Annotated in this window: 12 protein-coding genes and 1 pseudogene; 9 read left to right on the top strand and 4 right to left on the bottom strand. The window is 36.7% G+C overall.

Features of this window, described 5'->3' with window-relative positions; genetic code table 11:
• Nucleotides 1–11: 11 nt before the first annotated feature.
• Nucleotides 12–320, bottom strand: a complete 309-nt coding sequence (locus HWX04_RS04020; RefSeq protein ID WP_175868935.1) for a VirB3 family type IV secretion system protein — start codon at nucleotides 318–320, stop codon at nucleotides 12–14.
• 1 nt (nucleotide 321) lies between these two features.
• The gene (locus tag HWX04_RS04015) at nucleotides 322–642 is read right to left on the bottom strand and encodes a TrbC/VirB2 family protein (protein ID WP_175868934.1); all 321 of its coding nucleotides are present in this window, start codon (nucleotides 640–642) and stop codon (nucleotides 322–324) included.
• Nucleotides 643–1,017: 375 nt separating this feature from the next.
• Between HWX04_RS04015 and HWX04_RS04010 the strand changes: the two genes are divergently transcribed.
• Nucleotides 1,018–1,764 carry a hypothetical protein gene (locus tag HWX04_RS04010; RefSeq protein WP_175868933.1) on the top strand — a complete coding sequence of 249 codons (747 nt, stop codon included), beginning with the start codon at nucleotides 1,018–1,020 and terminating at the stop codon, nucleotides 1,762–1,764.
• 646 nt (nucleotides 1,765–2,410) lie between these two features.
• Here the strand turns inward: HWX04_RS04010 and HWX04_RS08540 are convergent.
• A pseudogene (locus HWX04_RS08540) lies at nucleotides 2,411–2,770 on the bottom strand (helix-turn-helix domain-containing protein).
• Nucleotides 2,771–4,035: 1,265 nt separating this feature from the next.
• Here HWX04_RS08540 and HWX04_RS04005 point away from each other — a divergent pair.
• Together HWX04_RS04005 and HWX04_RS04000 are read left to right on the top strand one after the other, a co-directional pair.
• Complete coding sequence (locus HWX04_RS04005; RefSeq protein ID WP_175868932.1) at nucleotides 4,036–4,881, top strand: TIGR01459 family HAD-type hydrolase; 846 nt, start codon at nucleotides 4,036–4,038, stop codon at nucleotides 4,879–4,881.
• The gene (locus tag HWX04_RS04000) at nucleotides 4,881–5,897 is read left to right on the top strand and encodes a bifunctional riboflavin kinase/FAD synthetase (protein WP_175868931.1); all 1,017 of its coding nucleotides are present in this window, start codon (nucleotides 4,881–4,883) and stop codon (nucleotides 5,895–5,897) included. The genes HWX04_RS04005 and HWX04_RS04000 overlap by 1 nt, the downstream gene beginning before the upstream one ends.
• A gap of 602 nt (nucleotides 5,898–6,499) precedes the next feature.
• On the opposite strand, the gene HWX04_RS03995 is transcribed toward HWX04_RS04000, so the two are convergent.
• The gene (locus HWX04_RS03995; RefSeq protein WP_175868930.1) at nucleotides 6,500–6,829 is read right to left on the bottom strand and encodes a protein tyrosine phosphatase family protein; all 330 of its coding nucleotides are present in this window, start codon (nucleotides 6,827–6,829) and stop codon (nucleotides 6,500–6,502) included.
• A gap of 1,260 nt (nucleotides 6,830–8,089) precedes the next feature.
• On the opposite strand from HWX04_RS03995, the gene parA reads away from it, so the two are divergent.
• The 6 genes from parA to HWX04_RS03965 all read left to right on the top strand — a co-directional run bounded on the left by parA (nucleotide 8,090) and on the right by HWX04_RS03965 (nucleotide 13,382).
• Complete coding sequence (gene parA / locus HWX04_RS03990; RefSeq protein WP_175868929.1) at nucleotides 8,090–8,716, top strand: ParA family partition ATPase; 627 nt, start codon at nucleotides 8,090–8,092, stop codon at nucleotides 8,714–8,716.
• A complete protein-coding gene (locus HWX04_RS03985; RefSeq protein WP_175868928.1) occupies nucleotides 8,716–8,943 on the top strand; it encodes a hypothetical protein in 228 nt (75 codons plus the stop codon). The genes parA and HWX04_RS03985 overlap by 1 nt, the downstream gene beginning before the upstream one ends.
• A 1,113-nt stretch (nucleotides 8,944–10,056) precedes the next feature.
• Complete coding sequence (locus HWX04_RS03980; protein ID WP_175868927.1) at nucleotides 10,057–10,314, top strand: EexN family lipoprotein; 258 nt, start codon at nucleotides 10,057–10,059, stop codon at nucleotides 10,312–10,314.
• A 216-nt stretch (nucleotides 10,315–10,530) separates the two neighbouring features.
• Nucleotides 10,531–10,743 (top strand): EexN family lipoprotein, encoded by a 213-nt coding sequence (locus tag HWX04_RS03975; RefSeq protein ID WP_175868926.1) that lies wholly within the window; start codon nucleotides 10,531–10,533, stop codon nucleotides 10,741–10,743.
• A gap of 32 nt (nucleotides 10,744–10,775) precedes the next feature.
• Nucleotides 10,776–10,994 (top strand): EexN family lipoprotein, encoded by a 219-nt coding sequence (locus HWX04_RS03970; protein ID WP_175868925.1) that lies wholly within the window; start codon nucleotides 10,776–10,778, stop codon nucleotides 10,992–10,994.
• Between the two features lie 1,983 nt (nucleotides 10,995–12,977).
• Nucleotides 12,978–13,382: a flagellar protein FlgN gene (locus tag HWX04_RS03965; protein ID WP_175868924.1), complete on the top strand. Its 405-nt coding sequence runs from the start codon at nucleotides 12,978–12,980 to the stop codon at nucleotides 13,380–13,382.
• Nucleotides 13,383–13,668 lie beyond the last annotated feature (286 nt).

Here is a 13,668-nt window from a genome sequence, read left to right as displayed (position 1 = left end):
GCTTTATTCCTTTAGCTTAGTTCCTTATAAGTGCGGACAAGGCGTAAGGGGGAGGTAGAACCGCCTCCCCATCGGCTAAGATTTTTTTGTTTTCCTCTTGTATTGAGCCACGCAAATAACACGCGAAATTGGTTGTGATCATATTTTGTCACTTCGCGCAAAATAAAGTGCATCCCAATTCCAAGACCCATCATGGTAAAATCACTGGTCAAAATAAAGAGAATGGTTGTCGCCATGACATTGAGCGCCATTGCTTCTATTGTTACACCAGCAAACATGGCTGGACGTGTACAGGCAAGGAAAAGGGTATCTTCGTTCATTTTATGTTGTGCCTGCTAGCTTTGTGACGAGAGTAGGCGCCCCAAAAACAATGCCAATACCAATAATACAGTAAGCTGCTTTGCGTAAATCAATAAAGCCGTACATCCAGCCAATACCCACCGCAGCAACACATATAATGGCAATGAGCCTTGCTGTTGAACCCGTCATCATTGTGACAATGTTACCTAAAACACCATCAAGATTCCCAAAACCACTTCCTCCAGTAGACGTAGCAGCATAAGAAAGATCGGATACAAACACTGCTGTAAAAAACAGCATCGTTATGATAAAAATGATGTTCTGAAATCTATAATCTGTCATTTTACCTCTCTTTAACAAACTATATTTGTTCCTCTGTCGACATTCCATTGTCTCTAACAACGGGAGAATTCTGTTATTGTCTGACAGTCTAAACTCTCGTTTTTTTGTTTTTAAAGTTTTGATCGTGGATCTTTTCACTCTCAAACGCTTCTTTTTAAAGAGACAAAAGTCTTTTCAAATTGAGATTGTGTTATATGAAAATGGCAATTTTAAGTTGTGCTTCTGATCAGGCGGGAAAGAATATTATTCTTTACAAAATGTAGTTAATATGCAACACAGATATTTTGATTTTTTTCTTTAAAAACAAGGAGATTACTGATAAATAATGTGAAAGGATAGAAAGACAATGAATTTTTTGAGTGAGTGTGTTAAGAGATGCTATTTAAATTGATTGTTATTATTTACATTATGGGTTCCGTAGTGTGGGGATTAAGCCAATATAAAGATAAAATAGATTTCAGCATTCTTCAAACATTAAAAACGCAAGATATCCAAGATATTATTGATCTCTACAAGCAAGAAAAAAAATTGAGTCAATTGAACACCGAACAGTCCTTAGAAAAAAATGAATCAACGGTCGAAAAAAATAAACCAGCGCTTGAGCGGCAGAAGAGTGTTGCATCAAACGATGTTGCACCTAATACTGTTGTTTTTCATGGTAGGGCATCGGTTACCAGTGGGGTTACATTTAAATTATTAACGCCTTCTGCACAATCTTGGCGATCCCATCTTACCCGTGATATTCATCTTTATGGTGTGGACACATGCGCACCACGCCAAAAAGCAAAATTAAAGGATCAAGAATGGCCCTGTGGTGCGGTTACAATGGCTTGGCTTGTTACCAAAACACTGGGGCAGGATTTATCCTGTAAGCGTGCTTTTATGCACAATGGTGTTTATTATGCGCAATGTTTTGTTCAGGGGGGTGATTTAGCCGAGGCAGGCCTTACAGAAGGGATGTTGATTCTCTCAAAAGAGGGTAAAAATCCCATTCCAGCACAGTACCATCATGCAGAAGAAAAAGCACGTGATAACAAGATTGGTCTTTGGTCAAGCGATTTTACTGAACCTTTAAAATGGCGGCGAGATAATGGGGCTTATAATCCGTTTGCAAACCCATGATGGGTTTTATGGATTTCTCTTAGATGTTTTATTGTAAAAGTGTATGAAATCAGGACAAACTTTATAATTTCATGAAATATTGTTCTTTGAGATTGGTGATATAAAATAAACCAAGTTGATGTGCTCACTTAAAAAGCCGAAGTGTTGCATTATTTACAGACTGGACTGGATTTAAGCATTTTTGTGCTTAAAAGTGCGCAGGAAGTACTTTTTAGGACGTTTTTGCTCGCAGATCCTCATAGAACACTGTCCTTTGAGGTATGGAAATGTGAGACCAAGTAGAACTGTTAGACAAGACACTAGATTGTAAGCTGGTGCTTTTAAACATGAAAAGAGGTGGAGAGGACAGAACCTCTCTAAAATTTGGAACAGTCAAAAGAAGTGTCACTCAATATTTAAGGTTTGTATCGTGAATTGTTTTCATGATGGCTTAATGAGAGTTCTCTTGCCATGATGCATTGTTGAGATATTTTCAGAGGAATGTTTATGAAGCGACATGAATGCCTATTAAAGAACAAGTATCGTGGCTTCCTATCCAATAAAGTAAACCAAGGAGAACCTGTAAAAAACGCTTTATTTTATAAGTTGTAGTACTTTGTTTTTAGAATAGAAAGCAGATTAAAGGATAGAAATCATTTAACACATTTTAATTCTGATCAGAAATTAATTTTAAAATGGCTTTCTGTTTGACCGACGAAAGAATTCTAAAATTTTTTAAAAGCAAAAATTCCTCTTTACTTGATGCGATTTCTTCATGATGGTACGGGGCATTTTCTTTTGTGATCATATCCGTGTAAAAAAAGGAAACCGGAACATTCAAAATATCGGAAATTTCCTTTAACTGCCCTGCGCTCACAAGGGTTTAAGCCTTTTTCATACTTTTGAATTTGTTGGAAACTTACCCCTAAAGCATCTCCTAATGTTTTTGAGACATTCCCAACATTTTTTGCTTCAAGCGAATTTTTTTGCCGACAAAAAGATCAATATTAAGGTTCTGGGTTTGCATTTGCCCCCCCCCCCACCTAGTGCGAGCGCCCTCGCATTAGTATTCTGGGAGCTTGAAAATACTGAGCTCTAGTCAGTTTTTTTGCTTTTAGTGCTGGGAAGCACCTGGACAGTGCAAAGATTCCCGGAATCCCGGGATACCCACAGAGTGGGTTCATTTTCACGCTAGAGCTTAGGGGGTTCAAGACCAACTTGGCCGCCACGTATACGACCAAAACATCTTTTGATTCATAAAGTAATTTTAGGATCTTTACAATAAAAATCGTTTTTCTTGAAATGGATAGATTTCTTGAATTAAGAGACTGTTTGTCTTTCAAATTTTTAAGACGCGCTTATCAAAATTATGTCATCAGCCCTGCATTTGATGAAGGGAGAAACAAACCCCGTGGGTTTTAAGATTAAGTTCTCCTAAGGGCGCCTAAAGAGGTCTTTGATCAATAACCAAAATGATTTTGCTTATGTGGTTAAGATATCATGATGAGAGGGAAAAATCTTCATGAGTGAACAGCCCTCATGTAAAACACAATCAAAACGAAATGGATTTGGTTGTTGTCACTTCACATGCTTGTTTTCAACAGATCTTTCTCAATACTTGAGCCCATTTTACAACGGTATTTCGTGAAGTGATAACGGTAAAGATTCCATAAATGGTATGAAAGCTATATTTCTATCTTTACTGAAAAAAGATGTACGACGGCACTTATTTCTTTATTCGTTCAAAATGTTACGATAGTTTTTGCATTGGAGGGGAAGAGAGATTTTATTCTTTATCTTTAAGTATTTTTGTTGCTCATTCTAATTATTTAATGTGCAAGCAAAGCGTTTTGATTATTTTAATATAAAAAAATTTGAAATAAAAAAAGCTATTTTGGCTTTGCATCAGGTATGAATAATAAAAGATGATTATAAATCAATTATTTTATCGTTATGGAAGTAATTTTTAGGCGTTTTTTTATCTGTTTATTTTCCAAATTAAGAACTTGAGTGTTTTCGTTAAAAAACTGTATTAATGCAGTTATTGTGAGAATTGAAGTTTTTATGCAAAAAATGAGCATTGTGGAATAATAAGCTTTTGCTATAAAGCGTTTTAGAATTTTGTACGACTTAACGATACCTTATTTATTTTATCATTTCTTATGATCTTTAAATAAGCATTGCAAAGTTGGGATATGGTTTGAGAAAGCAGATGACTGAAATATTATCTTTCGGTAAGTAGTTTTGAAGTAAAAGACAGCTTGATCAATGACAAAGAGAGATAGGTGCACTATGAATGAACTTACCCATATTCAGACTGTTATGGAACGTTATGATGCTGTTTTTTGTGATGTGTGGGGTGTTGTGCATAACGGTGTACAGGCATTTGAACCAGCATTGAAAGCGTTGTATAAAATGCGGCAAATGGGAAAAACTGTCATTTTATTAACCAATTCTCCTCGACTACGGGAAGATGTTGCGGTTCAATTACAAAGCATGAATATTCATCGTGACTATTATGATGCTATTATTACGTCAGGGGATGTCACGCGGGATCTTATTTGCGCTGCACCGCGTAAAGTTTTTTTCATTGGTCCACACCGTGATTTGGTGTTGTTTGAAGGGTTGACGTGTGAATTTGTTGAAGAATGGGAGGCTTCTGTTGTTGTTTGTAGCGGTTTTCTTGAAGATTTTGATGAAGAACCCTCTGCTTATGAAGAGATGTTTCGTCGCATAAGAGCGCGGAATTTACCTTTTATTTGTGCTAATCCTGATGTGATTGTCCATTATGGAAATAAGGAATTTTGGTGCGCTGGTGCTTTGGCGCGTCTTTATCAACAATTAGGGGGGGAAGTCCGCATTGCTGGAAAACCTCATGCACCTATTTATGAATGTGCCTTTGAAAAACTTCAAAAAATACGTGGGAAAGTAGAAAAAAGTCAAGTTTTAGCTATTGGTGATGGTCTTTTGACGGACATTAAAGGGGCGACGCAATTTGGTCTTGATGCTCTTTATATTATGGGGGGGATTCATCGTTATGATTATATGCAAAATGGTGTGGTGGATAAGCAAGCTTTGCATTCTTTTCTAGAACGTCATGGTTATTGGCCACAAGCAATCATGTGGGCGCTTCAGTAATGGCTAATTTTTTACATCTTCAGGGAGTCCATATGTTCCCCTCAGCTTGGCAGGGAGCCGTGTTGGCACTGGGAAATTTTGATGGTGTTCATTGTGGGCATCAGGGGGTGTTGCAAAAAGCGCTTGATTTTGCGCGGATAAAAAAGAAACCCGCTGTTGTGTTAACCTTTGAACCGCATCCAAGAAGTTTTTTTCAACGTTCAGCGCCTGTCTATCGTTTGACAGAGGCGGCTGAAAAAGCTGAAATTTTTAAAATTCTTGGCTTTGATGGCGTGATTGAACAGCCGTTTGATGCTCAGTTTGCCGCTCTTTCAGCCGATGAATTTATCAAGTCGATTTTAAAGGAGGCTTTTGATGTTTCCGTTGTGGTAACAGGCGAAAATTTTCAGTTTGGTCATCAGAAAAGTGGAAACGTCCATCTTCTTTGCCAAAGAGGGAAAGAAGAGGGATTTCAGGTCGTGCAAGTTCCTTGCGTTTCTCATACATGCGTTGTTCTTTCTCAAGGTTTACAACCGTTGATCATTTCCTCTAGTTTTATTCGGCAACTTCTTTCACAAGGGGAAGTAGACAAAGCAGCCGATTTATTAGGGTATCACTATCGGGTATGCTCCAATATTATTCAAGGCGACAAACTTGGACGTCTTTTGGGATTTCCTACAGCTAATCAGATGTTACCTCCTCAGGTTCGTTTGGCTCATGGTGTTTATGCGGTACGTTTGCGTCGTGCCAATGGTGTTTTGTATGATGGGGTTGCAAGCTTTGGCTGTCGTCCAACGGTTGTTAAAGATGGAGTGCCACTTTTGGAAACCTATTTGTTTGACTTTAACGACGACCTTTATGGGGAAAGCTGTACCGTTTCTTTTTTCCAGTTTTTGCGCGGACAAGAAAAATTTGATGGGCTTGGACCTTTGATTGCACAAATGCACCGCGATGAAAAAAAAGCAAAAGAAATTCTAAAGACTGTTCAACCCCTCTCAAAGTTGGATCGGCTGCTTACTTTTAAAAATAAGCTCTAAGTGTATCTGAAAAAGAGAGAAGACTGGCAAAAATAGCACTTAAAGTGATGAGCATCACAACGATATATTGCAAAATATCATGGAAGATATGTTTTTTTCGTTGTTGAGAGGGAGAATCGAATAGCTGAAGATCTGATTTAGGCATTGTCTTTTTAAAAGTGAACTTTAAGGTTTTTGTTATCACTTAAAAGTTTACTGCTTATTTCTTTCTGATCCGTTAAAACCCATGATGAATCGTGAATGAATAAGCACACAGCATCTTTGGCAAAAGTAGATGAGAAGAAGAAGGAATGCTGTCTTTTAAAATTTCTTGTACTTTTAACCTTAGAATTTTACAAAATTTAACAGCGATGACTTTTTTAAAGTTTATCGTTTCATCAATTTGCATATATTTTCATGGCTTTGCTTTGGGGGAAGCATGCTTGTTGTCTATTTAAGAGCAAAATTTGCTTATCGAGTCCTATGAAGTAGTTCCTTTAAAGGGGGAAGCCCAAGTGGAAGCTGTAAGACAAATATTCTTGACAGATAATTTTTTTAAAGATCAGTGCGAATTTAAGAATCTTTGTCCTTTAGAGTGTATGGAAAACCCATAAAATCTACGATTAAAGACGTGCTAAACGATAAAGATGCAGCGAACGCGTTCCATGATGGCAATAGGCGAGAAGAGGCAGAGACGCAGTTTTTAAAATTTTTTGCATAGTTTCAATATCTGATTTTGCTATGGTCGGAGGGGAAATGGGAATATAATAGGCTTTTATACCATAGTCATGTGCGACCGTTTTAATGCTCAAAAAATCAGGTTGATGAGGTTCTTCGTAATCGGGACGGTTACAGATAATCGTTTTAAAACCAGCTTCTGCCAATGTTTTGATATTTTCTATGCTCACTTGGGCGCCGATAAAAATATCAGGGGCAATTTGCTGTAAATTCATTTTCGTTTATTCCCAATTGCACGATTTTTACGATACTCTCAGGTCTATCAAAGGACATAAAAGAAGGTAAAATTTTTCAAAGGCATTTTAACAAAAATATTCTTTTTGTCGAGAAGTCTTGCTTGGAAAAATGCGGTGTAAGGTGCAACAGAGCCGATTGCACAATATGTTTGTTAGTAGATCTTTGACAATACATTGACTTATAATGATAATCTAGCGTTGTTTAATTTGAATTAGAACTCTGAAGATCGTAAGATTCTCTTGTTTCAAGTCAGTTTCATGTCGCATTAGTCACGATCTCTTGCTTGCCGTTATAAACGAAAGCCTCATGGGGAGTGAAACGATACAGGAAAAGACGAAAAACGCCTTTTCATGAACCGTTTCAAGAGCCAAGATTGTGTCCCCCTCACGAGTTGGCAAAATTGTGTGAAGGGAGCGGTTTGTTCCTTTTCAAGCGTAAAGAGGGGGCTCAATGGATTGAGCATTATGAAAGATAACACTCTTTATGGATTACTCATTGTGCTTGCGAAGCATAGAATCCCGATTGTGTTGCTTGTTTTCCCTTATTTTCTCAAGCTCATTTCACTCTGTCGTGTGGAAAGGTATCCATTTAAAGAGTATAACATTCATTGTATATACCCCTCTTTAGTTCAAGAAAAGGAGAAAGCCGGCATGATCATACACGAGTCAGTGATGGGGACAATAGTTCTTGACATTTAAGACACTTTATAAGACGTATTTTGGTTCCTTTTTTCAGTGTTTGTTCTCTTATGTCCGCTCTGTTGATGATCGCAGATAAGTGATTTTGATTGATTGAAGATAAGAGAGGGAAAATGAGCGCATTTTATAGATTTCGGTTTTCTTATTCAATATGTAAAATTCTAAATTCTTTTTGATAATTTGTTGTCTGTTCAGGACAGAGGTTTTTTTGTCGAGACGTAGGACCCCATAAAGGGCAAAATCCAAAGGAGATTATGGTAAGAGCATTATTGATCGATTGGTGTGGATTTAAAAAATTTTCATTTTAAGGTTGTGGAAGAAGAGCCTATCGCTTGTTTAAATTTATCTTTTTATCCTTAAAAATACCAGCGTCATAATATTTTAGGCGCATGCTAAAGGAATATTATAAAGCTAAAATTGGGGGCTGTCGTTTTTCTCGTAAAAATTAACAGAAGTGGTTGTTTTACAGGTGTTGGATGCTTGCTTCTTTTATTGTTTTCTGTATAATCGCAAAAACGATAATACTGAAAGATGTAACGAATGATCATTGGACTTTTGAATCAAAAAGGGGGTGTCGGAAAAACCACGTTGAGCGTGAATCTTGCCGCCAGTTTTGCGCGTACCGGTGCACGCGTATTGCTTATTGATGTTGACCCACAGGGGAGTGCATTGGATTGGGCTGCTGCGCGTGAAGAGGCTCCTTTGTTTTCAGTTATTGGTTTACCGCGTGCAACGGTTCACAAAGAGATTACGCAGATTGGTCATAGTTATGATCATATTATTATTGATGGCCCTCCGCGTGTGACTGATCTTGCGCGGAGTGCTCTTATGGCTTCGGATTTTGTGCTGATCCCTGTTTTGCCTAGTCCTTATGATATTTGGGCTGCTGATGGAATTGTAAAGCTGATTGATGAGGCACGCGTTTATAAAGAAAATCTCAAATCTGCTTTTGTTATTAATCGTAAAATAGTCAATACAGCGATAGGGCGTGATGTAAACGAAGCTCTTGGTGTGTATCCCGTGCATGTTCTTTCTTCTAGCGTTGCACAGCGTGTGATTTTTGCAGAATCTGCTGCACAGGGCAAGGCTGTTTACGAAGTTGATCAGCAAGGACCAGCAGCCACAGAGATTGAAGCTGTTGCAGCGGAAATCAAGGAGTTAGCGTGATGAATAAAAAAATTAAAATTGGTACGAAACCAACCAATAAATCCATTCCTTTAACGGCTGATGCATGGGTAGGAAGCCACAAAGAAAACACGAATGGAGGGATGAAGCGCCTCACGATCGATATACCAGAAACGTTGCATCGGTTAATGAAGGTAAGTTGTGCAAGTCGTGGAACTAAAATGGCCGATGAGGTGCGCGAATTGCTTTCAAAAAAATACGGAAAATGAAAGATGATATACAATATAGATATACGATAATAACTGTGTGTTGGTTTGAGTGTTTTTAAAAAGATGATATCGCTCGGCTTTACAGGAAGTTAATCGTGAGAAAAGCGTCTATCTTTTTTACGCGGGTTGTTTCATTTAAGTTGTTTTTCATAAGATTTATCCCATGAAAGCGTTATGAGTTTGTGAAAAAATCTCGTTTCAACTTTTCTCCGAGGGATGTGATCCTCTTCCCCTTTTATCATTTGTATCATCGCTGGATAGGGAAGTTTATTCTTCCATAAAAATTGTTTTGATCATGATTTTAAATGTGAAGTTATTTTTTATTTATTTTACTAAAATACATGGGTAAATCATGTAAATTAACAGTAGCGTTGATTATTTTTTTCTGTTACGTAAACCTTTTCTTAACATTATATTCATGTTTATAAGGGGGGAAAATCAATAAAATTGACTGATATGGCTGTGCTATAAGCTTTCCTCATCACCAAAAGAAATCATTGAGCATGATGTGAAAATTATTTCTTTCATTTCTATGATTTTATAGACTGAGTATTGAATGTCACTTGATGGTAGGCGAGGAGTCATCTTTTTTCTGCTATCATGAATATATAAGATCGCTTTTTTAGAATTTCTATTGGCATTTAAAAATGTAGGGGGGGGAGTTTAAATTTTTTCTTTCTCGGTGGATTAAGAAATAAGTAAGGGCGCAATCAAATCATTAAAAGATATGTTGTTTTGTGTGCAGAAAATTTGCTCTGGATCTTGGCGTGATGAATTTTTGATAAAATATTGATGCTGCTTCTCATAATGAAGTGGTTCTTGAAGAAAAATTCTTGAAAGAAAAGAAGTGATTAAAAAGCTTTTTGAAAATGTCAAGATATCAAAATTGCTGCTGAAGTCTAAACAGTTCAAATATAAAGAGCCGCTGTGTCGATAGCGTTACAAATGCAAGTTTGATTAATAACGTAGCTCTCACCATTCAATATATTGGATATTGGCATTGAAAGTGTTCGTATTTGTCAAAGGAACGTTATACGCAAGAGCACGCTGTAGGGATTTTGTAAAGCCAATGATGTCGTTATTAGACTATAAAATAAAGAGAGGGTTAAAATCATGAACAAGATCAATCTAACAGCACTGTTGTTTTGCACAGAGCTTATCGCTGTTGGTTGTGAAAAGAGTTACAGTGTAGAAGATTTTAAAAAAGATGAAAAATTACGCAAAGAGTGGAAAGAGAAATGCAATAAGATAGAGCTATCTTCTATTACGAAGTCCCCAAATTCCATAAATCTTGTACAAGCCAATGCGGACCTTGTTCAAGAGAATTCTGAAAAGACTTTAAAGAATTTCTCGGAAATAACAAAAAGATGAATAAAACGAGAAAATAGTAAGACAACAATTAAATCATAAGAAATATTGAGAGTTGTATTTTTCTTTGTATGCGATTTATCGTCACAGGTTGCGAAAAATTACCTGCAGAGGTGGATTTTAAGATTTTTGAAAATGCACAATGAACTGAATGTGCAATTTTAAGGGATGCTCATAGGTGTCCAAATTTTGTTAGTCTCAAAGAAGGGGAATTAAATCATGAATAAAGTTGTTATCACAGCATTGCTGCTTTGTACTGGACTTGCTGTTGCTGGTTGTGAAAAAACTTATAGTGTAAAAGAATTTAAAACAAATGAAAAATTATACGAGGAATGGGCAAAGAAATGTGAGAAGGACGATTCATCGTTCAAATCTTCTCAAAATTGTAAAAATCTTCGACAAGCATATGTAGAACTTTTTTTGAGGCCCTAAATTTATCCGTTTAAAAGAAGGGGAATTTATTGATGAACAAGATCATTATAACAGTACTGTTTCTTTGTATTGGACTTGTTGTTGCTGGTTGCGAAAAGACTTATAGCGTAGAAGATTTTAAGAAAGATGAAAAATTGATGCAAGAATGGGGAATGAAATGTGAAAAGATGGAGGAATCTTCTAGAGACAAATCTAAAAATTGTCGACACGTTAAACAAGCGTATATGGAATTTATTTTTGGCTTTCATTAAAAAATAAAATTCCGCAAGTTATTATTTCAATGAGGGATGAGACCGTTATTGATACTATTACGTTTCTGGGATTTTTTTCCCTAACTTTTAGGGCACTTTTGATTTCAAGAGCTAATCTTTTACGGTTTATACTCTTTGTGGAACAGAGGACATACTGTCATCTGTTCAGCTAAAAAGTGTTTTTAATTGTGGTAATGTTGCACCGGAATGAGCAGATGCTTTCTTGCTGCTCATTTTGTCACACGTGCGCACTGATTTTTTAATCTTTTGCTTACATACATAATAAAATATGGGATTAATCTATTTGGGGGCGTTTTTTTCGCGTTTAATACAAATAGGCTTTATCATAAGAAGAACAGCTTTAAGCCTTACGGTTAGTTCTGGCAAAATTGGGAAGTTGGAATTTACTTTTCTCTGTTTTTAAGAGAGGAAAAAATCATTCTGAATGGGCTTATTATTGTTTATACTCAAATGTTTTTCTCAAACTATTTTTACAAAATTGCTTTTTATTTGAGGCTATTATAGCCTCAGTGAGGAGGTGAGCCAGTTATACTGAGATGGTTTTTCTGGATCTGTGGGGCGTTGGCCGTTTTGTACGCCTTTTCATCTTTTCTCTTCTGAGTTTCTATGCCTTTTTGTGGTATTTTTTATCGTAATTGTGCCGTATTATTATCGTTTCGAGCGGTGGTGGAGCCCATGTAAAATTTACGCATGAGGTTTTTTTTGTTCTCGGGTGTGTGGTGAATATTTTTCAAACAATACTTTAATTTATAAAGAATGTTCACTGTTTTTCATATTGAATGAGAGGTTTAACACGCGTAAAATTTTTTTCATTTCAAATCTGTCCTAAGTTGAGCGACTCAAATTCATGTCTTTTGCACGCATCAAAAATGGAGAAGCTCTCTGGTGAATAAAAAACGATTTAGAAGGAAAACAAATGCTCCTTATAAACTTGGCTCTTAAGCTAAGGACTGTTTCATTATGAGGAGGGGGCTTGAGTGTAGGATGGTGCAGATTGCTCTTTTATGAATCGTAAAGATGGGGGTTTAATGGATTTTATTCATTACATCGGGGATTTATTATTATACCATTCATAGGGGCGATGCAAAATAGGGTTGTGCGAAATGGGTTTAGGCGCCCTTAGGAGATTGTTTTTTTTCAAACAAGCGTTTGAGTATGTGATTGAGGGCATATCAAACGGATGAGTGAAGAAATGCTTGAAAAAGTTCAAAAAATCTTATATAGTTGCTCGTTGCAAAGAAAAGCGAAATGATAATTGAAAAAGGGAGATAGATGGCTATTTAGCTATTTTAAGATATCTTTTTTAATAGTGCTATATGGCTGATCTGTTCATAAAGAGCGTTCTTTTTGTGTTTTGTGCAAAATACTGCATGTATACGGAAAGAGCACAGTGTGAGAGTTTGCCTTTTTGAATGGATGCGAACTAATCTTGTAGGGTGCTATCTTATGGCGCCAAAGAGTGTGCAGGTTTAGGCGCAGGGAAAGCCATAAAGTTTATGGAGGGTAAAGTGCTGCTATCGGTGAAATGCTGAAGTTCTTAAGGGGCTGAAGTCTTTATATGCTGCGAATTTTTTTGGCAGGTGTTTTTTATTATCAAGGTTGTCGTCAGGGTTTTGTTGTTTTCTGTTGAAGGCTTAGTGATGATAAAATAAACACAGGTAAAATAGGCAAGGCGAAATAGACAGAGAAAATTTGGAAGTTTCGATATTGTTGCGCAGAGATTGAAGTTTATAGCGTTTTGGTGAATGCTTATAGTAGCAATAATGGTTTTGGAGCAAAGCAAGAAATATTTCAGAGAATGTATTGAAAGTTGAAGTGGTACGCGCTTTTGGCGATTGTCGTTCTGTCGTCTTGGCAATGTTCGCACTACGAATGTGATTGAGTGTATCAGCATTGAAAAAACTGTTTAGTCTCCCTCATTTGAAAGAAAGATTAAACAATATGATTGAAGGGGAAATAAAAATGTCTGTCGTGCAATATGGTGATGATAGTTTTGCCGCAAAAGCAAAAGCTCTTGATAATAATCTTATTGATCGTGATTGGGCAATGACAAAATTTGTCGCTGCTGTTAAAGGATTAGCTCAAGTGCTTGATTATGAAAGCAATATGCTAGAAAGCAATGGTGTTCCAGATTACGAAGAGATAAATTCATGTAAAATACGTGGTTTGCGTGATCTTAATAAATCTATGAGCGATGTAAGACGCTACATGAATCAAGATATTGAGCATGAGGTTGAAAGCTTGCTGTCTGATTTACAAAAAAAGATACATCGTAATAGTGAATTACTTCAAACGCATTTAAGTACAGTTAATGATCTTTCGCAAGCCATGCAGCTATCTGGACTTGTAAAAGAATTAGAAGAATAATCCTAAATTTGCTTCATATCCGCTGTTCTATATGATTATAATGATAAGGTAGGGCATTGGTTTGAATAAAGAGTATGTTTGTTGATCTCCCCTCTAGGTTTTAAGCGCGCTTGGGTATTTAAATGGTCATTCCGCTATGCTATAAAACAGAGTTTTTTAAACAGTCTCTTTTAAGCTGATGTGAAGCACTTACCTTTGTGGGGAGCCAAGTGGAACTGGCTTTAAGAGAAGGCAAATTGTTTAGAGAGCATTGTTTTAAAGACAGAGTTAATAGGGCACTTCATTT

It is taken from the genome of Bartonella gabonensis, from assembly GCF_903679515.1.
GTDB classification, from domain to species: domain Bacteria; phylum Pseudomonadota; class Alphaproteobacteria; order Rhizobiales; family Rhizobiaceae; genus Bartonella; species Bartonella gabonensis.
This window is presented reverse-complemented; position numbering and strand designations above follow the sequence as displayed.